We start from the raw sequence: 24,793 nt of genomic DNA, 5'->3' as shown, positions 1-24,793 counted from the left end.
ACCCGTTGCATCCGTTGTACAGCCAGTTCAACAAGAAGATCGGGGCGATCCGCTTCAAGGTGGAACAGGCGTTCGGGACGATGAAACGCAGGTTCAATCTGGCGCGGGCGCGGTACTTTGGGACAGCAAAGGTGCAGGCGCAGATGTGTTGGGCGGCCTTGGGGATGAACCTGCTGAAGGCGCACCGCAAGTTGAAAGCGATGGAGCTTGCGGGGGTAGGTGCGCCCTGAGAGGGCAAATGGAGCTCCCAAAGTGGCTCACAGCCACTTCGGGGGGCATGAAATCATGCAAAACGCGACAAAATCAGCATGATTCTTGCTTCGGCCGGATGATCGGCGAGGTTATGCAGCGGTCTTGTTTCTGCGCGAACGCGACGCCGTGTATGCGGGCATCGCGGTTCTGGTGCTGCTGATCATGGGCGCAGGCGTGCTGCTCGGGATCTGAGTCCGGGCATTGCGGATACCGTGACCGCCAGGGTCAGCGCGGCGCCATCAGCTGGCAGCCTGCTTCGCCTCTCCCTTGATCATCACCAGCAGCATCTTGAACCCGCCCATCGGCTTGATGGCATGGGGGATGTTGGCGGGCATCAGCAGCGAATCGCCTTCGCCCACGATGTGCATGACGCCACCCACGGGGATTTCCGCACGGCCTTCGATGCCGACCACCAGGGCGTCATAGGGCGCGGTGTGCTCGCTCAGGCCCTCGTTGCCGTCGAAGGCGAACAGGGTGACGCTGCCGGCCGGATTCTTCACCAGCATGCGGCTGACGACGGCCTTTTCCTGGTACTGCAGCATCTGCTTGAGGTTGTGCACTTCGGGGATGGCGGCTTGCGGATCCATCGTGGGTACTCCTTGAAAAAAATCAGTGGGCGTGTGCCGCGGCGGGTGCCGGATAGCGGGCGAGCAGTTGCTCGAGCAGCGCGTGCAGTTCCTCGTGCCGGCCTGCGCCGATCACCTGGGCCTCATGCGCCTCGAACTGGTCGAACAGGGTTTGCAACTGGTCTGCCTCCAGTATATTTTCGGCCATGGGAAAGAGCACGTTGTTTTCCTTGGCGATGTGACTGCGCATCAGCAGCACGTAGCTGTGCAGCGCCGACACGAAGGCGTCCGGGTTGAAGGCGGGAGCCAGCGCGTCTTCCATGGCCTGCATCCAGGCGCGGCCTTGCGTGTGGTCGTGCAGCATGACGGCGATGGGGCCGCTTTGCTGCGGCAGGCCGGCATCGACCATGGCCGGGAACAAAAAACCTTCTTCCTTGCCGTGGTGGCATTTGTCGCCAAATTCCCGCAGAAAGGCCACAAACTGCGCCGCATCGTCAGCCGAAATCTGTTTGCCGAGCGCCAAGGTGTGGCTCATGCCGTCCAGCAACTGGAAAGAGGCCAGAATGGCGTCGTGTTCATGCATGAGGTCGTCGATAGCCAGGCTCATGGGGGTTCTCCTCGTTGAAATTGAGCGTTAACAATCGCGCAGCTGATACAACAAAGAAAAACATCTGCCGATTCATGTCTTGTAGGGTGAATCGGCACCCGGCGCAAAGGCCGCGGTCAAGTCAGGCGAAATTCGAGGGCTTTCCCCCATGCCACGCCGGTTCAGCGGCTGCTACTCCAGACCAGCACGCTGCGGCCATCCGGGGCGATGGCGAGTGCATGCGCGAGGCCGGGGCCGGCTTCCGGAGGCTGGCAGGCGTAGGTCTGGTAACCATCGAAACTGGTGGGCGCCCATTTGCGCTCGAAGGCGGGTGCAGGCAGTTGCGCTGCGTCTGCAGGCTGGCAGAAGGCCGGGGGCTGCCAGGCAGGCTGTGCAGGCAGGGTGAAGGCCAGCAGGCTTTCGTTGCTGTCGAGGTTGTGCGTTTCGCGCAGGTTGATGGCGCCTTCGGGCACCCAGCGCGGAACCCATCCCTGGTCGATGGCGCCTGCCTTGGCTGCCTCGATCTGGCTGGAATACTTGGCGTCCTGCACGTCGCTCATGCAGGCGGTCAGGCTCAGGAGGGCAGCGGTTGCGGGGATCAGGAGAAGACGTCTGGACATGAAAGGGGACTGGGCAGAAATGCGGAAAAGAGGGTTATAGGGCGGTTGTGTTCCTGAAAGCGCACGATTGGTCAATTCTGTACCGTGTTGTGACAAGAAACTGCCATGGACCGGACTGTGCCAGTCGGCGCGCTCACGTTTGCTCACGATTTCTTCGGGCCGCGTACGGCACGGTACAGGCCATACAGGGTCACTACCAGCAACAAGGGGGTGATCAGCAGCAAGTCCACGCGGATATTGCACCCCTCCGGGCACAGCACGCGGAAGTGCATTAGCGTTTCATAGCCGGCATACAGCAGCCACAGCGCAGCCGCCAGTGCGAGGGGCTTGCTGGATCGTCTGCCGGCCAGCAGGCCCAGCACCAGGGCCACGACGGCGGCCAGAACCGGGTAGGCGATGAAGATGTCCATGCGTATTCTGGTGATGGGAAAGCACGGCCTGCCATAACCATGTGCGTGATAGGGAATGCATTGTCGCTATCATCGAAACACTGTTTTTAACCGATACCCATCATGTCCCGCAAGTCTCATCCCTCCCGTCGCCAGCTTCTCCAGATCTCCGCTGCTGCCAGCCTGCTGCCCCTGATGGGCATGGCGCGCGCGCAGGCGGCGCTGCCGCAGGTGGAGGTGTGGAAGGACGCCAGCTGCGGTTGCTGCAAGGACTGGATCGCGCACATGGAAAAGAACGGCTTCCGTGTGCGCATGCATGACACCGGCAACAACGCCATCCGTGCGCGACTTGGCCTGGCGCAGCAGTTTGCCTCCTGCCATACGGCGCTGGTGGGTGGCTATGTGATCGAGGGGCATGTGCCCGCTTCGGACGTGAAGCGCCTGCTGCGCGAGCGGCCCAAGGCGCTGGCGCTGGCCGTGCCGGGCATGCCGGTGGGGTCGCCGGGCATGGATGGCCCGGTGTACGGCGGACGCCGCGATCCGTATGCCGTGCTGCTGGTGCAGCGCGACGGCAGCAGCCGCGTGTTCCAGCGTTACGCGTGATTTCCTGCACGCGAATGCCGCTGCAGAGCGGCTAGGCTAGGATATCGGGTATGGGCGCCACGGGCACGGCGGCTGGGTGTTGTGCCCAGCCGTGTTGCCAGCCCTTGTGCGCATTGCCTTGCCAGACCTGTTCGCCCCGGCCGGTTCCGGGGCGATTGCTTTCTGGCACCCCAACAAAGGAAAACCGTGTTCAAGAATCTGATCGTGTACCGCATTGCTGCGGAGTGGAATGCCAACGCTGCCGAGATCGAATCGGCCCTCGACAAGCACCGTTTTGCGCCCTGCGGGCCGACGCAGCAGAAGTCGCTCGGCTGGGTCCCACCGCGTGGCGAGCCGGAGGGTGCGCTGGTGGAGACCGTGGGCGGCCATCTGCTGCTCAAGCTGATGACCGAGCAGCGCGTGGTGCCGGCTTCGGCCGTGCGTCAGCGCGTGGAAGAAATCGTGGCCCACATCGAGCAGACCACGGGCCGCAAGCCGGGCAAGAAGGAAACCAAGGAACTGAAGGAGCAGGCGCTGCACGAACTGCTTCCGCGCGCCTTCACGCGCCAGTCTGCCACCCGCGTGTGGCTGGCGCCGCAGGAACGCCTGCTGGTGATCGATGCCGGCAGCCATTCGAAGGCGGACGAGATCACCACGCTGCTGATCAAGGCGCTGGACGGACTGTCGCTGACGCTGGTGCAGACCGCCATGTCGCCTGCCGTGGCGATGACGCACTGGCTGGGCACGGGTGAGGCGCCGTATGCCTTTACCATCGACCGCGAGTGCGAGCTGAAATCCACCGACGAGATGAAATCGGTGGTGCGCTACGCCCGCCACACGCTGGATACGGACGACGTGCGCCAGCACATCACCAGCGGCAAGGTGCCCACGCGCGTGGCCATGACCTGGAACGAGCGGGTGTCCTTTGTGCTCACGGATGCGCTGCAACTGAAGAAGCTCGATTTTCTGGACGGGGTATTCGAGGACATGCCCGAGATCGACAAGCGCGACAAGGATGCGGTGTTCGATTCCGACATGGCGATCACCACGGGTGAGCTGCTGGAGTTGCTGCCGGACCTGATCGAGGCGCTGGGTGGGGAACAGGTGCTGGGGGCAGCTGCGGCTGCGCCGGTGTTGCCTACTGCGCAGGAGACAGGGGGCACTGCCCTGCCGCAGGCGGCTTCCGTTGCGGCAGCTGTATCCGCCTCGGAAACGGTGAGCGCTGCAGAGACGGAAGGCGCTCTGGAGAGCACCCCGCCGTGGGCGGATTGATGTCGCTGGTGGTGGCGACAGGTCAATAGTCTGGTAACCGCTCCCTCTTTGCGAAGGGGCATCGCCTAGGACAGCGCAAGCCCCTGCACCCGGCAGGGCAGAGCGCTTTCGCGGCATACTGGGGCATCCCTGTTCCGATTGGAGACCCTTCATGAGCGATCTGTCCGCATTCCCGATCACCGGCAAGTGGCCGGCGCAGCATCCCGACCGCATCCAGCTCTATTCGCTGCCCACGCCCAATGGCGTGAAGGCATCCATCATGCTGGAGGAGTGCGGGCTGGCGTACGAGCCGCACCGCGTCGATTTCGCCACCAACGACCAGCTGACGCCGGAATTCATCTCGCTCAATCCGAACAACAAGATCCCCGCGCTGATCGACCCGGACGGCCCCGGCGGCCAGCCGCTGACGCTGTGGGAAAGCGGCGCCATCCTGATCTACCTGGCCGAAAAGACCGGCAAGTTCCTGCCGCAGGACGCTGCCGCGCGCTACCACACCATCCAGTGGCTGATGTGGCAGATGGGGGGCGTGGGCCCGATGATGGGACAGCTCGGCTTCTTCCACAAGTTCGCCGGCAAGGAGTACGAGGACAAGCGCCCGCGCGACCGCTATGTGGCCGAGTCGCGCCGCCTGCTCGGGGTGCTGGACAGGCACCTGGAGGGCAAGGACTGGATCATGGGCAGCGCATACACGATTGCCGACATCGCCGTCTTCCCCTGGGTGCGCAACCTGATCGGCTTTTACGAAGCGGGGGAACTGGTGGGTTATGCAGACTTCGCCAATGTCGATCGCGTGCTGAAGGCCTTTGTGGCCCGTCCGGCGGTGCAGCGTGGCCTGCTGATTCCGGCGCCGCCGAAGGCGCAGGACTGAACCGGCGGCTGCCGCCTTTCCATTGCACCAGAACATCAGCGCCAGGCGTTTGCACAGCGCAAGGAGAACGTCATGAATCAGCAGGACGATACTGGACAGCAGCAGCAGCAGCAGCAGCAGCAGCAGCAGCAGCAGCAGCAGCAGCAGCAGCAGCAGCAGCAGCAGCAGCCAGAATCCGATACCGCGCCGCAAGCGCCGGACACCGAGACGAACGGTCAGGACAATGCCTCCGGCGAGTTCTGTGCGGATGGTGTGTGCAGGCCCGCCGATCTGGCAGATGCCGGTACCACGCCGGACGTTGCCGGTGCGGCTCAGGGTGCAGTGCCCTCAGACGCAGCGGCAACGCCCGCGCCCGACGCCGAACTGATCTACGTCGGCGACCCGATGTGTTCCTGGTGCTGGGGCATTGCGCCCGAGATGGACAAGCTGCGCCAGCAGGCCGCAAAGCTCGGCCTGGGGCTGGAGGTGATTCTTGGTGGCTTGCGTCCCGGTGGCGGTGATGCCTGGACGCCGGAGTTCCGCGATTTCCTGCGCCACGAATGGCAACAGGTGCATGCGCGTACCGGGCAGCCCGTGGCGTATGGACTGCTGGAGCGTGCAGAGTTCAACTACGATACCGAGCCACCCAGCCGTGCCGTGGTGGTGGCGCGCGACATGCGCGATGACGGCAGCGCGCCGGTGCTGGATCTGTACGGCTTCTTCAAGGCGGTGCAGCATCGCTTCTATGCCGACAACGCCGACCCCTCCGAGGCCGATTTCTATCGGCTGCCCTGCGAGCAGTTCGGGCTGGATTTTGCAGACTTTGCACAGCGCTTTGCCAGCCCGCAGGCGGTGCAGGCCACGCGCAACGACTTCACGCTGGCGCGCCAGTGGGGCGTGAGTGCCTTCCCGACGGTGCTGATGCGCTCCGGCGATCAGCTCTACCTGCTGGCGCAGGGCTACGACTCGGCGGACACCATGGGGCAGCGCATGGAGGCGGTGCTGGCGCAAGGCTGACGGGCGGTTGCGGGCTTGCGGTGCCCGGGAAGGCGCCTGAAAGCCGTCAGCGCCGCACGGACCCCAGGGCCTCGAGTACGCCCTCCGCCGACAAGCGGTACTGCTCGAAATCCCGCGCCAGATGCAGCTGGCCGCTGTACTGCAGCACGGCTTCGCGGCGCAGTTGCTCCATGCCGTCGCCATGGTCGTAGCGCGGGCTGAAGTGGGTGAGGATCAGGTTGGGCAGGCCGATGTGTTCGGCAAAGGCCGCGACCTGTTCGGCACAGCTGTGCAGGCGTTCCGGACCGACCTTGTCCAGCACCGGGCGGGTGTAGGTGGCTTCGTGTACCAGCAGCTGCGCATCGGCGCAGGCTTCGGCCAGCAGGCCGGGATCGGCATTGTCGCCCGCGATGACGGCGCGCACCTGCTCCACATGGTGGCGCAGCACCTCGGCACTGCGGAGGGTGCGGCCCTGCCACTGCACGTCCTTCCCGTCCTGCAGCTGGCGCCAGAGCGGGCCGCGCGGCAGGCCGGCCTGGCGCAGCGCATCCCCGTCCAGATGGGCATGGCGGCGCGTGACGGTGAGGCGGTAGGCGACGCTGGGCACGCGGTGCAGCAGGGCATGCCGGTCGATGCAGAGGCCGGGGCGCTCCAGCACCATGGCGGGCGCATCTTCCAGCGCCAATGTTTCCAGCGGGTAGGGCAGATACAGGTCGCCGCAGCGGCGCGTGGCTTCCACCCAGTCCAGCACCACCTGCGGCGCAACCAGAAGCAGCGGCGTGGTGCGGCCGTGCATGGCCGCGCTGGCCAGCATGCCGGGCAAGCCGTAGCAATGGTCGCCGTGGGCATGGGTGATCAGGATGGCCTCCAGATCGCGCACGGAGAGCTTGACGCGCAGCAGCTGGTGCTGCGTGGCTTCGCCGCAATCCACCAGTACCCAGGAAGGGCCGGGGCCGGTCTGCAGCGCCAGCGCGCTCATGTTGCGGCGTCGCGTGGGAACGCCGGAGGAGGTGCCGAGAAAGGTGAGGGTGAGCATCAGGGGTTCATGGTGCCACGTTTTCGTGCCGGGCCCAGGGGGCGTTGGCCAGGCACTCGGCCAGATAGTCCATCAGGGCCTGCACGCGGGCCGGCCGACGACGTCCGGGCGGGGTGACGGTGTGCAGCGCCACGGAAGGCGATTGCCAGTCGTCCAGCGCGGTGACCAGCTCGCCCGATTGCAGCTGCTTCCAGACCAGGAATTCGGGCTGCAGCGCCAGGCCGAGGCCGGCGAGCAGGGCGGGCATCAGGCCTTCGGCGTTGTTGACGCGCAGCGCGCCCTGGATCGGTTGTGTGAGTTCGTCATGCTGCGGGTGGCTGAAGCTCCAGTTGGCGCCGCCGCCGCGTGCCAGGGCATAGAGCAGCGCCTGGTGGCGTGCCAGATCGCGCGGGTGGCGCGGTGTGCCGTGGCGTGCAAAGTAAGCCGGCGTGCCCACCAGCAGGATGCGCACCGAGCACAGGCGCCGCGCCAGCAGGCTGGAATCGATCAGGTTGGAAATGCGCAACGCCAGATCGAAACGCTCGCCCACCAGATCGACATGGTCGTCGCTGAAGACGATGTCCAGCCGCACTTCCGGGTGTGCTTCGAGAAAGGCGGGCAGCAGCGGGGCGACGTAGTTCAGCCCGAAGGACATGGGCACGGTGAGCCGGATCAGCCCGCGCAGGCTGATGGACTGCTCGGCCAATTCGGCCTCGACCGCTTCGCCTTCTTCCAGGATGCGCGTAGCGTGTTCCAGCGCAGTCTGCCCGCTCTCCGTGAGGGAAATACGGCGTGTGGTGCGGTGGAACAGCATGGTCTGCATGCGTGCCTCCAGCCGCGTGATGGCCTTGGACACGGTGGCCTGCGACAGGCTCAGTTCGGCCGCGGCACGGGCGAAGGAGCCGGTTTCAGCTACCTTGGCAAAGATGGCCCAGGCTTCGAGGTCGGGGAGGCGTTTCATGTCGGCATGATAGACGGATTGAGTCGAAAATGGAAAGAGTCATGTTCCACATTTTCTATTTTCATTGAGGCGCATTTTTTCTACACTGGATTCCATCGCGGTTGGAGCCAGATTCGCCAAGAAGCCCAGCCGAGTCCCCAACACCCCCACAACGATTTTCAGGAGTCCATTCATGAGCAACACCGCCCTTAACAGCTTCACCAAGCGTCGCACCCAGTATTCCCTCGGCAAGCAGCTGCCGATCAGCCAGGCCGACGCCGGTGCGCTGATTCAGGAGGCCATTCGCCAGGCGCCTTCCGCCTTCAACTCGCAGAGCTCGCGTGCCGTGATCCTGTTCAGTGCAGAAAGCGTGAAATTCTGGGAGCTGGTGAAGGATGCCCTGCGTCCCATGGTGCCGGCCGAGAGCTTCGGCGCCACCGAGAAGAAGCTGGACAGCTTTGCTGCCGGCGCCGGCACCGTGCTGTTCTACGAAGACCAGGACGTGGTGAAAGGCCTGCAGCAGCAGTTTGCCGCCTATGCCGACAACTTCCCGATCTGGTCCGAACACTCCACCGGCATCGCACAGTTCGCGGTGTGGACGGCACTGGCCGAAGCCGGCATCGGCGCCAGCCTGCAGCACTACAACCCGGTGGTGGATGATGCTGCACAGAAGGAATGGGACATCCCCGCTTCCTGGAAGCTGCGTGCGCAGATGCCCTTCGGCTCCAACGAAGCCCCCATCGGCGACAAGCCCTTCATGGACGATGCGCAGCGTTTCCGCGTGTTTGCCTGATCGATGACGCAGGAAGGGGCCGGCAGCATGGCGCTGTCGGCCCCTTTTTTGTGCGTGAAACGGGGTGGTGCTGATCAGCCCGCCCTGTTGCTTATGCGTAGCTGCGCGCGTCCTCGATCACCTTGCCATCATTGGCCAGGCTGCCCGGTGCGCAGAACACCACGTCGGCACGCAGCTTGGTCACTTCGCGCACGGCATCGGCAATGGCCTGCTGCAGCTCGGGCGTCTGCTCGCCGCATTCCACGTGCAGCGCCATCTTGTCGTTGGCCATTTCGCCGGACACCACCAGGCGTGCCTTCTGTACGGCGGGGAAGCGCTTGGCCACGGCTGCGACCTGGCCCGGATGCACGAACATGCCGCGCACCTTGGTGGTCTGGTCGGCACGGCCCATCCAGCCCTTGATACGGGTGTTGGTGCGGCCCGTGGGGCACTGGCCCGGCAGCACGGCAGACAGGTCGCCGGTGCCGAAGCGGATCAGCGGGTAGTCGGGGTTGAGCGTGGTCACCACCAGCTCGCCTACTTCGCCCTCGGGCACCGGATCGCCCGTGCCGGGGCGCACGATCTCGACGATCACGCCTTCATCCAGCACCAGGCCCTCGCGCGCGCTGGTTTCGTAGGCGATCAGGCCCAGATCGGCCGTGCCGTAGCTCTGGTAGCCCTGCACGCCGCGTTCGGCCAGCCAGTCGCGCAGGCTGGGGGGGAAGGCTTCGCCGCTCACCATCGCCTTCTTCAGTGAGGGCAGGGCCACGCCCATTTCGGCAGCCTTTTCCAGGATGATCTTCAGGAAGCTCGGCGTGCCGATGTAGCCGGCCGGCTTCAGGTCGCGGATGGCTTCCACCTGCTGTTCGGTCTGGCCGATGCCGCCCGGAAACACCGTGCAGCCCAGCGCATGGGCGCCGGTTTCCATCATCGAGCCGGCGGGCGTGAAGTGGTAGCTGAAGCAGTTGTGCGCGAGTTCGCCGCTGCGGAAGCCCGCAGCATGCAGGGCACGCGCCATGCGCCAGTAGTCCTTGGCCTTGCCTTCGGGTTCGTAGATCGGGCCGGGGCTGGCGAACACGCGCGCCATTTTCGCGCCCATGCCGATGGCGGCAAAACCGCCGAAGGGGTTCTCCGCGCGCTGCGCCTGCTGGCGCTCCAGCAGCTCGTACTTGCGGATCACCGGCAGCGTGGCCAGCGCCTCGCGGCTGGTGATGCTGGCCGCATCGATGCTGGCCAGCTGCTCGGCCATGGCCGGCGCATTCTCCTGCGCATGGGCGATCTGTTTCGGCAGTGCGGCAAACAGGGCGGCTTCGCGTTCGGCCGGGCTGCGGTTTTCGAGGGAATCGTAGAAGGTATGCATGGCTTGTGCGTTTTCAGGCTGCAGAAGTCCTTCCCGCACATCCGCGCAGGAAGCATGAAAGAAATGTTTCGTTCGACGAAGCCTGCAGGAACTGCGTGGGCGCAGGCCGGGGTCCGGGCAGCGTTCAGGCCGCCCGGGGCTGGAACATCAGGCCAGCCAGCGCTTGCGGCGCTTGTAGCTCTTGACTTCCTTGAAGCTCTTGCGCTCGCCACCGCCGACGCCAAGGTAGAACTCCTTCACGTCCTCGTTGCTGGCCAGATCCTGGGCCGTGCCGTCCATCACGATGCGGCCGCTTTCCATGATGTAGCCGTAGTCGGCGTAGCGCAGTGCCATGTTGGTGTTCTGCTCGGCCAGCAGGAAGGTGGTCTTTTCCTTGGTGTTCAGATCCTTCACGATCTCGAACACTTCTTCCACGATCTGCGGCGCCAGACCCATGGAGGGCTCGTCCAGCAGCACCATGTTGGGGTTGCTCATCAGCGCGCGGCCGATGGCGCACATCTGCTGCTCACCGCCGGAGGTGTAGGCAGCCTGGCTGGTGCGGCGCGTCTTCAGGCGCGGGAAGTAGTTGTAGACCTTTTCCAGGTTGGCGGCGATCTCGCCCTTGTTCTTGCGCGTGTAGGCGCCGGTGAGCAGGTTTTCCTCGATGGTGAGGTGGGCGAAGCAGTGACGGCCTTCCATCACCTGCACCACGCCGCGCTTGACCAGCTCGGCCGGGTTCAGGTTCTGGATCTGATCGCCACGGTATTCGATGCTGCCCTTGGTCACCTCGCCACGCTCGCCGGCGAGCAGGTTGGAGATGGCACGCAGGGTGGTGGTCTTGCCGGCGCCGTTGCCGCCGAGAATGGCGACCACGCTGCCTTCGGGTACGGCCAGCGAAACGCCCTTGAGCACCAGGATCACGTGGTTGTAGATGACTTCGATGCCGTTGACGGTCACCAGCGCCGGTGCAGTCAGCGGCGAGCGGGTGTCGATGGTGGTTGCGGTGGCTTCCATGGGCTTGTCTCCGTTTTCGGTATGGGTTGCGGGCATTGTTGCCCGTGCCTGTTGTGCGGCACTGGCAAGACGACGCTGTGGCATCGGCTTGCCGCTGCCGGAACAGCGGTGGCTCCCCGGGGGAGCCGGCAACCCTGCATGGGCAGGGCTGCCAGTCAGTTCATCAGCTGTTGCAGTCGGCTTCTTCGCGGGCCTTGATGCCCTTCTCGCCAGCGTACTTCTCGGCACCGGCCTTGATCAGCGGCTCCATCACGGCGGGGTCAGCCTGGATCCAGTCGGTCACCGGCGCCCACTTGCTGCCGTCCCAGGTCTGCACGCGGGAAGCGGTGGAGCCCATGTGGTCCTTGCAGGTGGTGGTGATCGGGTGGATCATGTCGCCAAAGCCCAGCTCGGCCAGTTTTTCCTTGGTCAGGTTCAGGTTCTCCATGCCCCAGCGCACCTGCTCTGCGGTCATGACCTTGCCCTTGCCGAACTTCTCCTGGGCGGCGCGCACGGCTTCCACACCCAGCATCTGGATCACGACGCCGCGGTTGTACAGCACGGTACCCACTTCGTCCTTGCTGTTGGCAGTGCCGTTGCCCTTGTCGTACACGTGCTTCAGGATGTCCTGGATCACGGTCGGCTCCTGGCCGGAAGCGTTCAGGGACAGGGCGTTGTAACCCTTGGCGCCAGCAGCCACGTCCTTGACGTCAGGCTCGGCACCTGCCCACCACACGCCGTACATCTTGTCGCGCGGGTAGCCGGTGGCCTGGGCTTCCTTGATGGCGGTGGAGTTCATCACGCCCCAGCCCCACAGCAGCACGTAGTCGGGCTTGCTCTGGCGCACCTGCAGCCAGGTGGCTTTCTGTTCCACGCCAGGGGCGGTCACAGGCAGCATCTGCAGGTCGAAGCCGTGCATTTCGGCGCGCTTCTGCAGCAGGGGGATCGGCTCCTTGCCGAACGGGCTGTCGTGGTAGACCAGGGCGATCTTCTTGCCCTTCAGCTTGTCCAGGCCGCCTTCCTTGGTGCCCAGGTGCTGGATCAGCGCGTCAGCAGCCGTCCAGTAGCTGCCCATGTAGGGGAAGTTCCACTTGAAGAACTCGCCGTTCTGGGACACGGACAGACCGTAGCCGAAGGTCATCAGCGGGATCTTGTCGACGGGGGCCTTCTCGGTCAGGGCGAAGGTAATGCCGGTGGACTGCGGATCGAACATGGTCACGCCGGGCTTGGTCTTCAGGCGCTCGTAGCATTCCACGCCGCGGTCGGTGGCGTAGCCGGTCTCGCACTCCTCGAAGGAGATCTTGACGCCGTTGATGCCGCCATCACGCTCGTTGATCATCTTCAGGTAGTCCTGCTTGCCATCGGCCCACGGGATGCCGTTGGGAGCGTAGGGGCCGGTGCGGTAGGACAGCAGCGGGAAGAACTGGGTATCGCCCGTGGCAGCGGGAGAGCCGCCAGTGGAGCCGCCTGCAGCTGCAGTGGTGGTGGCGCCGGAGGCGGCCGGGGCAGTGGCGGTTTCCTGCTTGCCGCAGGCCGACAGGGCCAGGGCTGCGGCAATGGCGATGCCGGTCAGGCTGGTACGGAAGGTCAGTGCGTTCATGGGGTTGTCTCCTTGGTTATGAACTCAGATGAACAGGGTGCTCAGGTTGTCAGAAATTTGACAGAAATTGTTTGGGTGATTTCCCGTAATCAGTGCGGGAACGGCCAGATGCGCAGCTTCTGCTTGGCCATGGACCATAGCTTGGCCAGGCCATGCGGCTCGACGATCAGGAACCACACGATCAGCGCGCCGAAGATGATGTATTCGATGTGCGAGATGGTGGCGGTGGACACCTGGGCGCCAAACATGCTGGCGACGAAGGGCAGGAAGTTGGTCAGGAAGATCGGCAGCAGCACGATGAAGGCGGCGCCGAAGAAGCTGCCCATGATCGAACCCATGCCGCCGATGATCACCATGAACAGCAGCTTGAAGGACACGTCCACGTTGAAGGCGCCCGGCTCCCAGGAGCTCAGGTGGATGAAGCCCCACAGCGCGCCGGCCATGCCCACGATGAAGGAGCTCACGGCAAAGGCGGACAGCTTGGCGAACATCGGGCGGATGCCGATCACGGCGGCGGCCACGTCCATGTCGCGGATGGCCATCCATTCGCGGCCGATGGCACCGCGCACCAGGTTCTTCACCAGCACCGCAGTCACGACCAGCACGGCCAGACAGAAGATGTAGCGGGCCATGGGCGTATCCAGCGGGATGCCGAAGAAGTTCAGGTTGCCGACGGACACGGAGCCGGAAGCGGAGTTGTTGGTCAGCCACTTGATGCGCAGGAACATCCAGTCGCTGAAGAACTGGGCGGCCAGCGTGGCCACGGCCAGGTACAGGCCTTTCACGCGCAGTGAGGGCAGGCCGAACAGGATGCCGAACAGCAGGGCGCAGACGCCGCCGAAGATCAGCGCCGCGATCAACGGCACGCCCGGCAGGCGCACGAACAGGTTGTAGGCACCGTAGGCACCCACCGCCATGAAGGCGCCGGAACCCAGCGAGATCTGGCCGCAGTAGCCCACCAGCACGTTCACGCCCAGTGCTGCCAGACACATGATGACCAGCGGAATCAGGATGGCGGTGAACCAGTAGGGCGTGGCAATGGCCGGAATGACCAGGAACACGGCTGCCAGCAGCAGGATCATGAACAGGCGGTCCTGCCTGATCGGCAGCATGGCCTGATCGGCTCGGTAAGTGGTCTTGTATTGACCGTTTTCGCGGTAAAGCATGGGAAGGTCTCCAGTTTTATCGTTATGGGTTACACGCGATCGATGATCTTTTCACCGAACAGGCCTTGCGGACGGAACAGCAGGAACACAAGGGCCAGCACGTAGGCAAACCAGATCTCGATGCCGCCGCCGACCATGGGGCCGATGTAGACCTCGGACAGTTTCTCGCCCACGCCGATGATCAGGCCACCGATGATGGCGCCGGGAACCGACGTCAGGCCGCCCAGGATCACCACCGGCAGGGCACGCAGGGCCACGGTTGCCAGGGAGAACTGCACGCCGAGCTTGGAGCCCCAGATCATGCCGGCCACCAGGGCCACCACACCGGCCACGCACCACACGATCACCCAGATGCGGTTCAGCGGAATGCCGATGGACTGGGCCGCCTGGTGGTCATCGGCCACGGCGCGCAGGGCACGGCCGGTGGTCGTCTTCTGGAAGAACACGGACAGGCCGGCCACCAGCACTGCGGCAATCGCAGCGGCAATCAGGTCTTCCTTGTTCACCAGCACACCGCCCTCGATCACGCTTTCCAGGATGATCATGGGATCCTTGGGCATGCCGATGTTGATGGAGTAGATCTCGCTGCCGAAGATGGTCTGGCCGATGCCTTCGAGCAGGTAGGTGATGCCCAGCGTGGCCATCAGCAGCGTGGCGCCTTCCTGGTTGACCAGATGGCGCAGCACGAAGCGCTCGATCAGCCAGGCCACCACGAACATCACCAGCGCCGCGCCGATGAAGGCGACGATGTTGGCAACAATCATGTTCTCGATCCCCAGGTACTTGGGAATCCATTCAGCCAGACGGGCCATGGCCAGCGCTGCGAACAGCACCATGGCGCCCTGGGCAAAGTTGAATACGCCGGATGCCTTGAAAATCAGGACAAAGCCCAGCGCGACCAGCGCGTACAGCATGCCCGTCATCAGGCCGCCGAGCAGGGTTTCCAGAAAAAATCCCATTTTGAGTCTCCTTGATGGCGGTGGGTCAGTGGCTGGAGCCGAGGTAGGCCCGGATCACGTCTTCGTTGTTGCGCACTTCTTCGGGGCTGCCGTCGCCGATCTTCTTGCCGTAGTCCAGCACCACCACGCGGTCGGAAATGTCCATCACCACGCCCATGTCGTGCTCGATCAGCACGATGGTGGTGCCGAACTCGTTGTTCACGTCCAGGATGAAGCGGCTCATGTCCTGCTTTTCCTCGACGTTCATGCCGGCCATCGGCTCGTCCAGCAGCAGCACCTGAGGCTCCATCGCCAGGGCGCGGCCTAGGTCGACGCGCTTCTGCAGGCCATAGGGCAGCTGGCCCACGGGCGTCTTGCGGAAGGCCTGGATTTCCAGGAAGTCGATGATGCGCTCCACCTTCTCCCGGTGGGCGATCTCCTCGCGCTCGGCCGGGCCGACGCGCAGCGCCTGCATGAAGATGTTGCTCTTGATCTTCAGGTTGCGGCCGGACATGATGTTGTCCAGCACGCTCATGCCCTTGAACAGGGCCAGGTTCTGGAAGGTACGGGCCACGCCCATCTCTGCCACCTGGCGGCTGTTCATGTGGTCGAAGGTCTTGCCACGGAAGGTGATGGAGCCTTCGGTCGGCGTGTACACGCCGTTGATGCAGTTCAGCATGGAGCTCTTGCCGGCACCGTTGGGGCCGATGATGGAGCGGATCTCGTGCTCCATCACGTTGAAGCTGATGTCGGTCAGCGCCTTGACGCCGCCGAAGCGCAGGCTGATGTTCTTGATGTCGAGAATGACGTCGCCGATTTTCTTGGTAGTCATGATGCGGTCTTTCCGTCAGGGGGTCAGGCAGCGGCCCGGGTGGCGGGGAAGGTCTTGGCATCGGCCAGCTTGAGGGTGGCGCTCACCTTGCCGGTGCGGCCGTCCTCGAACTTGACCTGGGTCTCGATGAACTGCTCGGGCTTGCCCTCGTACAGTCCATCCACCAGAACCTTGTACTTCTCGGAGATGAAACCGCGGCGCACCTTGCGGGTACGGGTCAGCTCGTCATCATCCGGATCGAGTTCCTTGTGCAGTACCAGGAAGCGGGCGATCTGGGTGTCTTCCATGCCTTCTTCGCGGGCCAGGTCGGCGTTGACCTTCTCCACGCAGTCGCGCACCATCTCCAGCACCTGCGGCTTGGCTGCCAGATCCACATAGCCGCCATAGGGCAGGCCCTGGCGCTCGGCCCAGTTGCCCACGGCCTCGTAGTCGATGTTGATGAAGGCCATCACCTGGTCGCGGTCGTGGCCGAAGCACACTGCTTCCTTGATCTGCGGGAAGAACTTGAGCTTGTTCTCGATGTAGTTGGGCGCGAACATGGCGCCGCCGGCGAGCTTACCCACGTCCTTGGCGCGGTCGATGATGCGCAGCTGGCCGTCATGGTCGATCACGCCGGCATCGCCCGTCTTGAAGTAGCCGTTCTCGTCGATCACCTCGGCGGTGGCGTCGGGGCGCTGGTAGTACTCCTTGAGCACCGACACGCCCTTCACCAGCACTTCGCCGTTCTCGGCAATCTTCAGCTCGATGCCGGGAGCGGCTTCGCCCACGGTATTGAGCTTGACGCGGCCGTTCTTCTGCAGGCAGACGTAGGCGCAGGTTTCGGTCTGGCCGTACAGCTGCTTGAGGTTGACGCCGATGGAGCGGAAGAAGCGGAACAGGTCCGGGCCGATGGCGGCGCCGGCGGTATAGGCCACGCGGATGCGGCTCAGGCCCATCACGTTCTTGAGCGGACCGTAGACGAACCAGTCACCCAGCTTGTACTTGATGCGGTCGCCGATGCCCACGCTCTGGCCGTCCAGAATGTCGGAGCCGACGCGGGTGGCCACGTTCATGGCGGACTTGTACATCCACTGCTTGAGCTTGCCGGCGTCTTCCATGCGGATGGAGACGGAAGTCAGCATGCCTTCGAACACGCGGGGCGGTGCGAAGTAGTAGGTCGGGCCGATCTCGCGCATGTCGATGGACAGCGTTTCGGCCGATTCCGGGCAGTTGATGGTGAAACCCACCACCAGCCACTGGGCGATGGAGAACAGGAAGTCTCCCACCCAGGCCGGCGGCAGGTAGCAGATCATGTTGTCGCTGGTCAGCAGGCCGTCGACTTCCTTGCTGCCGGTGGCGGCGCCGATGAAGGCGCTGTGCGTCTGGCACACGCCCTTGGGCTTGCCGGTGGTGCCGGAGGTGTACAGGATCACCGCCACGTCGTCGGACTTCACCTGCTCCAGCGCCTGGGCGTAGAAGCCGGAATTCTTCTTCTCGAATTCGCGGCCCAGCTCGAACAGCTGCTCGACGCTGATCAGGCCCGGCTCGTCGTAGTTGCGCATGCCGCGCGGATCGTCATAGATGATGTGCGTGAGGCCGGGCAGGGTCTCGCGCAGTTCCAGCATCTTGTCGACCTGTTCCTGGTCTTCGGCAAACACGAAGTGGATGTCGGCATCCTGCAGCACGAAGGCCATTTCGGAGGCAACGGCATCTTGGTACATGGGCACCGGAATGCCACGCAGGCTCTGCACGGCCAGGAAGGTGAGGTAGAGGTGCGGGCGGTTGTTGCCGGCAATGGCCAGGTTGTTGCCAGCCTTGAAGCCGAGGCTGGTCAGGCCGCAGGCCATCCAGCGCACTTCGTCAGCCGCGCGCTGCCAGCTCCAGGTCTGCCAGATCCCGTACTCTTTCTCACGCAGGGCGTGCTCGTTGGGGCGCTGGCGTGCGTGCTCCAGCAGCAATCGGGGGAAGGTCATGTTCATGCGCTTGCCTCGTTGTCTCCGTTATGTTTGTAAAAGCCCGTTGCGCTGGTTACAAGTCGCAACGCACCAAATGTCTGCCGTGAATAGTAACGGCGACTTTGTTGTTTGGGTGTCTTTATGGCGACAATCTAGGGCATTCCCTCTTTAGGTTTAACCCTGATGGATGAAGAGGGGTTTTGGCTGGCATAGTGGATGGACTTTGCCGTTGAGGGGCGGTTTCACCGACAATTCCCCGCGCAAACCGCTACTTTCAGCCCGAACAATGACCCCGACCCCTAGCCTCACCCTGCTGGAGCGCCGCCGCGCCGCAACCCAGGAAGAACTCGAAGCCATCGCCTGGTGGCATGTGCTCAACCCCGAATGCAAGCGACGTGTGAAGGAGGACGTGGTGGTCGGCCAGGTGCATTCGGGCGAACTGGTCTGCCGTACCGGTCGTGCGCCGACCTACTGGTTCGGCCTGCTCGAAGGTCTGCTCAAGATGAGCAACGACAACGTCAACGGCCAGAGCATCACCTTTTCCGGCGTGGCGCCGGGGGGCTGGTTCGGCGAGGGCACGCTGCTCAAGCGCGAGCCCTACCGCTACAACATCCAGGCCTTGCGCACCAGCATGGTGGCAGCCTTGCCGATTGACACCTTCCACGAGGTTCTGGACCATTCCATCGGCTTCAACCGCTTCATCATGAACCAGCTCAACGAGCGCCTCGGCCAGTTCGTGGCGGCACGCGAAACCGAGCGCCTGAGCAGCCCCAACATGCGCGTGGCGCGCAGCCTGGCGGCGCTGTTCAATCCGGTGCTGTTTCCTGCGGTGGAGGAGGTGCTGCGCATCACCCAGCAGGAGTTGGCCTATCTGGTCGGGCTCTCGCGCCAGCGCGTGAACGAGGCGCTGACGGTGCTGGAGTCGCATGGTGCCATCCGCGTGGCCTATGGCGGGCTGATCGTGTCGGATCTGCAGCTGTTGCGCACGGGAACGTTCGAGCGGCAATAGGTGGCATGGCCTCGGGCGCCTGCCGGCTGCGTTGCCGTGCGGTCATACAGGCGCGGGAGGTATCAATAAAGGCTGGCTGCGGGGGAGCGGGCGCGGGATAATGCGCCATGAGTTCCGATACGCCCAAACCGCGCCGCACGCTTTCGCGTCCGGCCAAGCCGGCGCAGCCTGATTCTGGCGCTGCGCCTTCCTCTTCCTCCTCCCGCAATGCGCCGCTTCGCAGCCAGGGCAGCCAGTCGCATGGGTCTGCCGGCAAGGCTGGCGCGCCGATGCGTTCGGTGCGCAGCAATGTGTGGCGGGCGGATGCGCCGGCCAGGCCTGCGGCGGCGCCGGAAGGGCGCTTTGGACGCGAGGAGGGCGGAGCGCGGGGGGACCGCGGAGAGCGAGGCGCTCGTGCGCCGTATGGTGCGCGTCCTGACCGGCCCCGCGCGGGTCGGCCGGACGGGGAGCGCCCGCAGCGCTCCGATTGGTCGGATCGTCCGGCCAGGCCGCCGCGTTCACGGGATGGCGACGGAGCGCCGGAGCGACAGGCTCGCGCCGAGCGGCCCATGCGGGGTGAAGGGGCCGAGCGTCGACCGCGGATCCAGGAACAGGGACGTTTTGATGGGGAGCGTCGCCCACGCTTCGCGGGAGAAGAACGATCGGACGCAGAACGCCGTCCCCGTTTTTCGGATCGGGGGCGTCCCGATGCCGAGCGTCGCCCGCGGTTTCAGGACGAAGGGCGACCAGACAACGGGCGCAGGCCACGGTTCCAGGAAGAAGGGCGCTCTGACGGAGATCGACGTTCACGCTTTCAGGGGGAGGGCTGGTCTGATGGAGAGCGTCGTCCACGTTTCCAGGGAGAAGGTCGCTCTGACGCCGATCGCCGCTCCCGTTTCCAGGGCGAAGGGCTGCCTGACGCCGATCGCCGTTCCCGTTTCCAGGGAGGAGGGAGCCGGGACGGAGAGCGTCGACCCCGATTCCAGGATGACGGGCGCCCGCAGCGTCCCGCACGGGACGGGGCGCGCGGAGACGAACGCCCACGGCGTAGTGGGGCGCCTGGCATGGCGCGGCCGGAAGGCCGTGACGGCGGAAGCGGCAGAGGGTTTGCACGCCCCGGACAGGGCATGCGTTTGCGCCCGCAGGAGCGTCGCCCAGAGTCGCCTGAAGCGCATTCCGACCGTTTTGCTGACCGCGATGAAGCTCCGCGCCGGGCCCCGCTGCCTCCGGCGACACGCACGCAGCCCGGAGACATTCCGCCAGTCAAGTCGCAACCGCAACCCGTTGTGGCACACGCCGAAGGCATGCGCCTGAACAAGCGCATGGCCGAACTCGGTTTGTGTTCGCGGCGTGAAGCCGACGAGTGGATCGCGCGTGGCTGGGTGCTGGTCAACGGCCAGCGTGCCGAAACCGGTCAGCGCGTCGGGCCGGACGACAGCATCAACGTGGACCAGGCCGCGCAAGGCCAGCAGTCCCAGCGCGTGACCATCCTGATCCACAAGCCGGTTGGCTATGTCAGCGGCCAGCCCGAGGATGGCTACCAGAGCGCGGCCAGCCTGATCAACGCGCGCAGCCGCTGGCGTGAAGACCGCCATACCCAGCGTTTCAGCCCGCAGCAACTGCGTGGACTGGCCCCCGCCGGCCGGCTGGACATCGACTCCACCGGCCTGCTGGTGCTGACGCAGGACGGCCGTGTGGCGCGTCAGCTGATCGGCGAGGACAGCACGATTGACAAGGAGTATCTGGTGCGCGTGGAGTATGACGACGGCCAGCACATCGTGAGCGAGAACGTGGAAGCGGTGTTTCCGCCGGACCAGCTGGCGCTGCTGCGCCACGGCCTGAGTCTGGACGGCCAGCCGCTGCTGCCGGCGCAGGTGGACTGGCAGAACCCGGAGCAGTTGCGCTTCGTGCTGGTGGAGGGCAAGAAACGCCAGATCCGCCGCATGTGCGAAGCCGTCGGCCTGAAGGTGGTCGGCCTCAAGCGCATCCGCATCGGGCGGGTGATGCTGGGTAATCTGCCGGTGGGAGAGTGGCGGTATCTCGGTGGGATGGAGGGGTTCTGAGTTCAGTTTGCAACCAAAAGATGATTTATACTTAAGTATTAATTATTAATCGTTTTTGGGATTGTATGAACTTTCGAAATCTTCTGCTGAGTCTGTCCGGATTCGCGGTCATTAGTTTTGCCATGCCCGGCACGGCTGCGCCTTTGTCTTCATCAACCCTGCCGTTGGTCACTCCGGCAGAAAGCTTCCGACCAGGAGCGAGCACCTCTTGCGTCAAGCGTTTCAAGCAGTACCGTGCGGGACATTACGACGATCCCGTAAGACTCAAGCGGATGCAAAAAACGCGCGACTTCTATCAGATTAGTGAGCCTGATGAGAGCCACCCCGTTGCCTACGCCTGGATTGAGGACAACGGGAAGGTTGACGGAAGCTACTGGAACGAGGGTGCGGGTGTCGAATGCGGACATTTGCACAAGGGGCAGTTGTGGCTACGGGCCGATGCGACAGGGAAAACTGCTTGGTACGGACCATTTGTCTATACGGCCAAGGATCTGGGAGTAGACGGCGTCTACTTCCATTACCTTTTCGGTAATGCCTGCTATCAGGCTGGCAACGGCGAATCGTGGTGCTTTGACAAGAAGGGCATCACGATTGGAGGGCGCCACAGAGAGGCCCGACTGGACACCCTGCTGCCTTATGCCCCCAGTGGTGGCAACCCTGTGCTGGTGGACGGCGAGCCGGACAATGTGTACTGGATGTTTGTTCCCGCTGGCGCAGGATGGAAGGTGTACCGCTATCTCAATGTGGAAGAAGCGAAAGAGTTTGACCCGAAAAAGGTGAAGCCCTGGAAAGTCCTGCGCCCTTGACCGGGTAGCATCGGCCTCGTCAAGTCAGGCTCGAGGGTGGCGGACCGCCAAGCCTTGAGGGGACCGTTCTGCTGCTAGGCAAGCTTGTCCAGCACTTTCTGGACGCGCAAGCGCACCTCTGATGGCATGGTAATCGGTCTGCCCCATTCACGCGTAGTCTCCCCAGGCCACTTGTTGGTGGCATCCAGCCCCATCTTGCTGCCCAGCCCGCTCACGGGCGAGGCGAAGTCCAGATAGTCGATCGGGGTGTTCTCCACCAGCATGGTGTCGCGCGCCGGGTCGCAGCGCGTGGTCATGGCCCAGACCACGTCGTTCCAGTTGCGCACGTCCACATCCTCGTCCACCACGATGATGAACTTGGTATACATGAACTGGCGCAGGTGGCCCCAGATGCCCATCATCACGCGGCGCGCGTGGCCGGGATAGGCCTTGCGGATCTGCACCACTGCCATGCGGTAGCTGCAGCCTTCGGGGGGCAGGTAGAAGTCGGTCACTTCCGGCAGATGGCGCTGCAGCAGCGGCACGAACAGCTCGTTCAGCACCTGGCCCAGCACGGCAGGTTCGTCCGGTGGGCGACCGGTGTAGGTGGAGTGGTAGATGGCGTTTTGCCGCTGCGTGATGCGGTCCACCGTGAACACCGGAAACTCGGCCTGCTCGTTGTAGTAGCCGGTGTGGTCGCCATAGGGGCCTTCCAGCGCATGCTCATAGCCGCTGGGGTGACTGCTGTCGGGCTGGATATGGCCTTCCAGCACGATTTCCGCGTGCGCCGGCACCTGCAGCTTGCTTCCGAGAGCCGCCGCCACTTCCGTCTTGCTGCCGCGCAGCAGGCCGGCAAACTGGTACTCGGACAGGGCATCTGGCACCGGCACGACAGCGCCCAGCAGCGTGGCCGGATCAGCGCCCAGCGCCACGGCCACCGGAAACGGCGTGCCGGGATGCGCCAGCGCGTGCTCCCGAAAATCCAGCGCCCCGCCACGATGCGGCAGCCAGCGCATGATGAGCCGGTTGCGCGACAGCAACTGCTGGCGATAGATGCCCAGGTTCTGGCGCGGCTTGTGCGGGCCGCGCGTGATGGTCAGGCCCCAGGTGACCAGCGGCGCCACGTCTCCGGGCCAGCAGTGCTGGATGGGCAGGGCGGTGAGGTCCACCGCCTCGCCTTCCTGCACGATCTGCTGGCAGGGCGGATGAGACACGGTGCGTGGCGCCATGTGCCAGAGCGACTTGAGCAGGCTGCTCATGCCGAGCATCTCGCGCAGGCCTTGAGGGGCTGACGGCTCCTTCATGTCAGCCAGCACGCGGCCCAGTTCGCGCACCTGTTCCAGCTCCTGCACACCCATGGCCTGCATCACGCGCTGCGGTGTGCCGAACAGGTTGCCCAGCACCGCGTGCTGATGGCCAGTGGGCTGGGTGAACAGCAGCGCGGGGCCGCCGCGACGCAGCGTGTAGTCGCAGACCGCTGTCATCTCCAGATGCGGAGACACGGGCTCGGCAATGCGGCGCAACTGGCCGGAGTTTTCCAGTTGCTGGATGAAGTCGTGCAGGTCGCGGTACATGGGGGAGGTCAGAGTGGAAGAGGATGGTGGGCACCGGCACCGGCACCGGCATCAGCATCAGCATCAGCATCAGCATCAGCATCAGCATCAGCGTTGGCGTTGGCGTTGGCGTTGGCGTTGGCGTTGGCCGGCGCATTTCCTGTGCGAACGGTATCGCTGCCAATTCCGGCACCAAGGTCATGCGTGCCAATTGCCTCATGCAAACCGGTCCAGCCCTGAGACATCGCCTGCGGCACATCGATCAGATCCAGCAGCCGCCCAACGCAATGGCGCACCACGTCTTCCACCGTCTGCGGATGCTGGTAGAACGCCGGCACCGGCGGGTAGACGATGGCACCCATCTCGGTCACGGTGCTCATGTTGCGCAGGTGCGCCAGATTGAGCGGAGCCTCGCGCGCCACCAGCACCAGGCGGCGGCGTTCCTTCAGCATCACGTCGGCCGCGCGTGTCAGCAGGTTGTCGCCCAAGCCGTGCGCGATGGCGGCCAGCGTGCGCATGGAGCAGGGCGCCACCACCATGGCGCTGCAGCGGAACGAACCGCTTGCAATGGAAGCGCCCACCGCGTTCACGTCGTGCACCTGATGCGCCAGTGCGGTCACGTCAGCCGGGCCCATGCCCAGCTCATGCTGCAGCGTCAGCCAGGCAGCGTCGCTGACGGTGACATGGGTTTCAATGCCGGGCTGGGACTGCAGCGCCTGCAGCAGGCGCACCGCCAGCACGGCGCCGCTGGCACCGGAAATCCCGACAACGATGCGGCGCGGTGTCATGTCGCGTCCGGCGGCGTGGCGTTGGAGCTTGCGGAGCGCAAGGGCAGCGGCTGCGCCCGGAGATCAGCCAGCACGTGTTCGATCACTTCCTCGGCCTGCTCCGGATCGAAATCCTGGTGCAGCTTCTTGCGCACGCCCTGTTCCTGCAACTGGAAATGGCGGTCGGGCGCAATGGCGTGGCGTGCCAGCGTGTTGCGCACGCACTGCAGCTGGCAGCCATCCAGCGCCACGATCGGGCGGCCGGATCGTGCCAGCTTGACCAGCGAGGGCACATCGCCACCGACACCGGCAATGCAGGACATTTCGGCCACGCCGCGCCGGTCGAGTTGCAGTGCGACGTGGTTGGCCAGTTGCGCCGCGCTGGAGCAGCCGGAGCAGGAATACACCAGTGGATGCTGGTCGCGGGGTTTGGACATGGGGACTCCTTTGTACTAACGGAGCAAAACAATCAGTGCCGCGGCAGGCGCTCCCGCAGACGTTGCAGCACGTCGCGCGGATGCGGCGGGCGCGGCAGCCTGGTCAGATCAGGCAGACGGAACTGGCGCGGGTCGAACACCGGCAGCTCCATGGCGTCCAGCGTGTTTTTCACCATCAGGCCGAGTTCGGTATCACCTTCCATGCTCAGGCGGCGGTTGAAAAACAGCGTGTCGGGATCCTGCGAGCGGCGCGCCAGCGCGATGAAGTCGCTGGCATGGGCGCGGATGGTCAGGTCCGGCGCACCCTGCACCGCATGCAGCGGTACAAAGCGTGTGCCTTGCCAACGGAAATCGCAGTGGATGCCGGCGTCGCGGATTTCCAGCCGCAGCGGCCGACCGTCGAGCGCCTGCGCCACGTCTTCCGGCAACTGGCGTGCCAGCGTGAGGTTCAGCGCGCCGACAAACAGCACGGCACCGGGCCAGCGCGGCAGATGCTGCAGCACGCCCGATACCGGGCCAGGCAGCACGAAATCGTCGGGAATCAGATGAGAGGCCATGAAA

The 24,793-nt window shown here is 64.5% G+C and carries 25 protein-coding genes and 1 pseudogene; 9 read left to right on the top strand and 17 right to left on the bottom strand.

Features of this window, described 5'->3' with window-relative positions:
• The coding region (locus tag BMW28_RS11070) for a transposase (protein ID WP_143280560.1) at nucleotides 1-230 on the top strand (230 nt) is incomplete at its 5' end.
• Between the two features lie 261 nt (nucleotides 231-491).
• Here the strand turns inward: BMW28_RS11070 and BMW28_RS11065 are convergent.
• The 4 genes from BMW28_RS11065 to BMW28_RS11050 all read right to left on the bottom strand — a co-directional run bounded on the left by BMW28_RS11065 (nucleotide 492) and on the right by BMW28_RS11050 (nucleotide 2,434).
• Nucleotides 492-839 carry a cupin domain-containing protein gene (locus tag BMW28_RS11065; protein WP_091817918.1) on the bottom strand — a complete coding sequence of 116 codons (348 nt, stop codon included), beginning with the start codon at nucleotides 837-839 and terminating at the stop codon, nucleotides 492-494.
• Nucleotides 840-861: 22 nt separating this feature from the next.
• Nucleotides 862-1,425, bottom strand: a complete 564-nt coding sequence (locus BMW28_RS11060) for a hemerythrin domain-containing protein (RefSeq protein ID WP_091817915.1) — start codon at nucleotides 1,423-1,425, stop codon at nucleotides 862-864.
• A 161-nt stretch (nucleotides 1,426-1,586) separates the two neighbouring features.
• Complete coding sequence (locus BMW28_RS11055; RefSeq protein ID WP_143280592.1) at nucleotides 1,587-2,024, bottom strand: YbbD-related protein; 438 nt, start codon at nucleotides 2,022-2,024, stop codon at nucleotides 1,587-1,589.
• 143 nt (nucleotides 2,025-2,167) lie between these two features.
• The gene (locus tag BMW28_RS11050; protein WP_091817910.1) at nucleotides 2,168-2,434 is read right to left on the bottom strand and encodes a hypothetical protein; all 267 of its coding nucleotides are present in this window, start codon (nucleotides 2,432-2,434) and stop codon (nucleotides 2,168-2,170) included.
• 102 nt (nucleotides 2,435-2,536) lie between these two features.
• Here BMW28_RS11050 and BMW28_RS11045 point away from each other — a divergent pair, with 102 nt between their 5' ends.
• The 4 genes from BMW28_RS11045 (at nucleotide 2,537) to BMW28_RS13035 (ending at nucleotide 6,131) form a co-directional block, all read left to right on the top strand.
• Nucleotides 2,537-3,016: a DUF411 domain-containing protein gene (locus BMW28_RS11045; RefSeq protein ID WP_091817908.1), complete on the top strand. Its 480-nt coding sequence runs from the start codon at nucleotides 2,537-2,539 to the stop codon at nucleotides 3,014-3,016.
• A gap of 186 nt (nucleotides 3,017-3,202) precedes the next feature.
• Nucleotides 3,203-4,267 carry a recombination-associated protein RdgC gene (locus BMW28_RS11040; RefSeq protein ID WP_091817905.1) on the top strand — a complete coding sequence of 355 codons (1,065 nt, stop codon included), beginning with the start codon at nucleotides 3,203-3,205 and terminating at the stop codon, nucleotides 4,265-4,267.
• A 151-nt stretch (nucleotides 4,268-4,418) separates the two neighbouring features.
• Nucleotides 4,419-5,135 carry a glutathione S-transferase N-terminal domain-containing protein gene (locus BMW28_RS11035; RefSeq protein WP_091817902.1) on the top strand — a complete coding sequence of 239 codons (717 nt, stop codon included), beginning with the start codon at nucleotides 4,419-4,421 and terminating at the stop codon, nucleotides 5,133-5,135.
• A gap of 72 nt (nucleotides 5,136-5,207) precedes the next feature.
• The gene (locus BMW28_RS13035; protein ID WP_091817898.1) at nucleotides 5,208-6,131 is read left to right on the top strand and encodes a DsbA family protein; all 924 of its coding nucleotides are present in this window, start codon (nucleotides 5,208-5,210) and stop codon (nucleotides 6,129-6,131) included.
• A gap of 46 nt (nucleotides 6,132-6,177) precedes the next feature.
• Here BMW28_RS13035 and BMW28_RS11025 read toward each other — a convergent pair whose 3' ends face one another.
• Together BMW28_RS11025 and BMW28_RS11020 are read right to left on the bottom strand one after the other, a co-directional pair.
• Nucleotides 6,178-7,146 (bottom strand): ribonuclease Z, encoded by a 969-nt coding sequence (locus BMW28_RS11025; RefSeq protein WP_091817895.1) that lies wholly within the window; start codon nucleotides 7,144-7,146, stop codon nucleotides 6,178-6,180.
• 7 nt (nucleotides 7,147-7,153) lie between these two features.
• On the bottom strand, nucleotides 7,154-8,086 hold the full coding sequence (locus tag BMW28_RS11020; protein WP_091817892.1) for a LysR family transcriptional regulator: 933 nt from the start codon (nucleotides 8,084-8,086) through the stop codon (nucleotides 7,154-7,156).
• A gap of 172 nt (nucleotides 8,087-8,258) precedes the next feature.
• Here BMW28_RS11020 and BMW28_RS11015 point away from each other — a divergent pair, with 172 nt between their 5' ends.
• The gene (locus tag BMW28_RS11015) at nucleotides 8,259-8,858 is read left to right on the top strand and encodes a nitroreductase family protein (protein ID WP_091817889.1); all 600 of its coding nucleotides are present in this window, start codon (nucleotides 8,259-8,261) and stop codon (nucleotides 8,856-8,858) included.
• A 91-nt stretch (nucleotides 8,859-8,949) separates the two neighbouring features.
• Here the strand turns inward: BMW28_RS11015 and BMW28_RS11010 are convergent, their stop codons facing one another.
• From BMW28_RS11010 to BMW28_RS10980, 7 genes are all read right to left on the bottom strand, one after another.
• Nucleotides 8,950-10,197: a phenylacetate--CoA ligase family protein gene (locus tag BMW28_RS11010; protein ID WP_091817886.1), complete on the bottom strand. Its 1,248-nt coding sequence runs from the start codon at nucleotides 10,195-10,197 to the stop codon at nucleotides 8,950-8,952.
• A 147-nt stretch (nucleotides 10,198-10,344) separates the two neighbouring features.
• Nucleotides 10,345-11,190: an ABC transporter ATP-binding protein gene (locus BMW28_RS11005; protein ID WP_091817935.1), complete on the bottom strand. Its 846-nt coding sequence runs from the start codon at nucleotides 11,188-11,190 to the stop codon at nucleotides 10,345-10,347.
• 163 nt (nucleotides 11,191-11,353) lie between these two features.
• On the bottom strand, nucleotides 11,354-12,769 hold the full coding sequence (locus tag BMW28_RS11000; RefSeq protein ID WP_091817883.1) for an ABC transporter substrate-binding protein: 1,416 nt from the start codon (nucleotides 12,767-12,769) through the stop codon (nucleotides 11,354-11,356).
• 89 nt (nucleotides 12,770-12,858) lie between these two features.
• A complete protein-coding gene (locus tag BMW28_RS10995) occupies nucleotides 12,859-13,935 on the bottom strand; it encodes a branched-chain amino acid ABC transporter permease (protein WP_091817881.1) in 1,077 nt (358 codons plus the stop codon).
• Nucleotides 13,936-13,964: 29 nt separating this feature from the next.
• Nucleotides 13,965-14,894 (bottom strand): branched-chain amino acid ABC transporter permease, encoded by a 930-nt coding sequence (locus tag BMW28_RS10990; RefSeq protein ID WP_091817878.1) that lies wholly within the window; start codon nucleotides 14,892-14,894, stop codon nucleotides 13,965-13,967.
• 25 nt (nucleotides 14,895-14,919) lie between these two features.
• On the bottom strand, nucleotides 14,920-15,705 hold the full coding sequence (locus BMW28_RS10985; RefSeq protein ID WP_091817875.1) for an ABC transporter ATP-binding protein: 786 nt from the start codon (nucleotides 15,703-15,705) through the stop codon (nucleotides 14,920-14,922).
• A gap of 23 nt (nucleotides 15,706-15,728) precedes the next feature.
• Nucleotides 15,729-17,663, bottom strand: a complete 1,935-nt coding sequence (locus BMW28_RS10980; protein WP_091817872.1) for an AMP-dependent synthetase/ligase — start codon at nucleotides 17,661-17,663, stop codon at nucleotides 15,729-15,731.
• A 262-nt stretch (nucleotides 17,664-17,925) separates the two neighbouring features.
• Here BMW28_RS10980 and BMW28_RS10975 point away from each other — a divergent pair, with 262 nt between their 5' ends.
• From BMW28_RS10975 to BMW28_RS10965, 3 genes are all read left to right on the top strand, one after another.
• Nucleotides 17,926-18,648: a Crp/Fnr family transcriptional regulator gene (locus BMW28_RS10975; protein ID WP_091817869.1), complete on the top strand. Its 723-nt coding sequence runs from the start codon at nucleotides 17,926-17,928 to the stop codon at nucleotides 18,646-18,648.
• Between the two features lie 1,106 nt (nucleotides 18,649-19,754).
• Nucleotides 19,755-20,690, top strand: coding sequence for a pseudouridine synthase (locus tag BMW28_RS13170; RefSeq protein WP_234970128.1), 936 nt, complete (start codon nucleotides 19,755-19,757; stop codon nucleotides 20,688-20,690).
• A gap of 65 nt (nucleotides 20,691-20,755) precedes the next feature.
• Nucleotides 20,756-21,496: a hypothetical protein gene (locus tag BMW28_RS10965; protein ID WP_143280591.1), complete on the top strand. Its 741-nt coding sequence runs from the start codon at nucleotides 20,756-20,758 to the stop codon at nucleotides 21,494-21,496.
• A gap of 74 nt (nucleotides 21,497-21,570) precedes the next feature.
• Here the strand turns inward: BMW28_RS10965 and ubiD are convergent, their stop codons facing one another.
• From ubiD to ubiT, 4 genes and pseudogenes are all read right to left on the bottom strand, one after another.
• Nucleotides 21,571-23,049, bottom strand: coding sequence for a 4-hydroxy-3-polyprenylbenzoate decarboxylase (gene ubiD, locus BMW28_RS10960; protein ID WP_091817861.1), 1,479 nt, complete (start codon nucleotides 23,047-23,049; stop codon nucleotides 21,571-21,573).
• Between the two features lie 191 nt (nucleotides 23,050-23,240).
• A pseudogene (locus BMW28_RS10955) lies at nucleotides 23,241-23,816 on the bottom strand (UbiX family flavin prenyltransferase); the annotation flags it as partial.
• Nucleotides 23,813-24,232, bottom strand: a complete 420-nt coding sequence (locus BMW28_RS10950; RefSeq protein ID WP_091817855.1) for a putative zinc-binding protein — start codon at nucleotides 24,230-24,232, stop codon at nucleotides 23,813-23,815. The gene BMW28_RS10950 and the pseudogene BMW28_RS10955, both read right to left, overlap by 4 nt.
• Before the next feature lie 32 nt (nucleotides 24,233-24,264).
• Nucleotides 24,265-24,789 (bottom strand): ubiquinone anaerobic biosynthesis accessory factor UbiT, encoded by a 525-nt coding sequence (gene ubiT, locus BMW28_RS10945; protein WP_091817853.1) that lies wholly within the window; start codon nucleotides 24,787-24,789, stop codon nucleotides 24,265-24,267.
• Nucleotides 24,790-24,793: the final 4 nt, after the last annotated feature.

This window comes from Allobrachymonas denitrificans DSM 15123, assembly GCF_900110225.1.
Lineage (GTDB): Bacteria > Pseudomonadota > Gammaproteobacteria > Burkholderiales > Burkholderiaceae_C > Brachymonas > Brachymonas denitrificans.
The sequence above is the reverse complement of the archived record's forward strand: the minus strand, read 5'-3'. Positions and strand labels throughout refer to the sequence as shown.

Coding starts and splice junctions, on each gene's coding strand:
- BMW28_RS11065 (WP_091817918.1), bottom strand. CDS start 839: ATGGATCCGCAAGCCGCCATCCCCGAAGTGCACAACCTCAAGCAGATG.
- BMW28_RS11060 (WP_091817915.1), bottom strand. CDS start 1,425: ATGAGCCTGGCTATCGACGACCTCATGCATGAACACGACGCCATTCTG.
- BMW28_RS11055 (WP_143280592.1), bottom strand. CDS start 2,024: ATGTCCAGACGTCTTCTCCTGATCCCCGCAACCGCTGCCCTCCTGAGC.
- BMW28_RS11050 (WP_091817910.1), bottom strand. CDS start 2,434: ATGGACATCTTCATCGCCTACCCGGTTCTGGCCGCCGTCGTGGCCCTG.
- BMW28_RS11045 (WP_091817908.1), top strand. CDS start 2,537: ATGTCCCGCAAGTCTCATCCCTCCCGTCGCCAGCTTCTCCAGATCTCC.
- BMW28_RS11035 (WP_091817902.1), top strand. CDS start 4,419: ATGAGCGATCTGTCCGCATTCCCGATCACCGGCAAGTGGCCGGCGCAG.
- BMW28_RS13035 (WP_091817898.1), top strand. CDS start 5,208: ATGAATCAGCAGGACGATACTGGACAGCAGCAGCAGCAGCAGCAGCAG.
- BMW28_RS11025 (WP_091817895.1), bottom strand. CDS start 7,146: ATGCTCACCCTCACCTTTCTCGGCACCTCCTCCGGCGTTCCCACGCGA.
- BMW28_RS11020 (WP_091817892.1), bottom strand. CDS start 8,086: ATGAAACGCCTCCCCGACCTCGAAGCCTGGGCCATCTTTGCCAAGGTA.
- BMW28_RS11015 (WP_091817889.1), top strand. CDS start 8,259: ATGAGCAACACCGCCCTTAACAGCTTCACCAAGCGTCGCACCCAGTAT.
- BMW28_RS11010 (WP_091817886.1), bottom strand. CDS start 10,197: ATGCATACCTTCTACGATTCCCTCGAAAACCGCAGCCCGGCCGAACGC.
- BMW28_RS11005 (WP_091817935.1), bottom strand. CDS start 11,190: ATGGAAGCCACCGCAACCACCATCGACACCCGCTCGCCGCTGACTGCA.
- BMW28_RS11000 (WP_091817883.1), bottom strand. CDS start 12,769: ATGAACGCACTGACCTTCCGTACCAGCCTGACCGGCATCGCCATTGCC.
- BMW28_RS10995 (WP_091817881.1), bottom strand. CDS start 13,935: ATGCTTTACCGCGAAAACGGTCAATACAAGACCACTTACCGAGCCGAT.
- BMW28_RS10990 (WP_091817878.1), bottom strand. CDS start 14,894: ATGGGATTTTTTCTGGAAACCCTGCTCGGCGGCCTGATGACGGGCATG.
- BMW28_RS10985 (WP_091817875.1), bottom strand. CDS start 15,705: ATGACTACCAAGAAAATCGGCGACGTCATTCTCGACATCAAGAACATC.
- BMW28_RS10980 (WP_091817872.1), bottom strand. CDS start 17,663: ATGAACATGACCTTCCCCCGATTGCTGCTGGAGCACGCACGCCAGCGC.
- BMW28_RS10975 (WP_091817869.1), top strand. CDS start 17,926: ATGACCCCGACCCCTAGCCTCACCCTGCTGGAGCGCCGCCGCGCCGCA.
- BMW28_RS13170 (WP_234970128.1), top strand. CDS start 19,755: ATGCGTTTGCGCCCGCAGGAGCGTCGCCCAGAGTCGCCTGAAGCGCAT.
- BMW28_RS10965 (WP_143280591.1), top strand. CDS start 20,756: ATGAACTTTCGAAATCTTCTGCTGAGTCTGTCCGGATTCGCGGTCATT.
- ubiD (WP_091817861.1), bottom strand. CDS start 23,049: ATGTACCGCGACCTGCACGACTTCATCCAGCAACTGGAAAACTCCGGC.
- BMW28_RS10950 (WP_091817855.1), bottom strand. CDS start 24,232: ATGTCCAAACCCCGCGACCAGCATCCACTGGTGTATTCCTGCTCCGGC.
- ubiT (WP_091817853.1), bottom strand. CDS start 24,789: ATGGCCTCTCATCTGATTCCCGACGATTTCGTGCTGCCTGGCCCGGTA.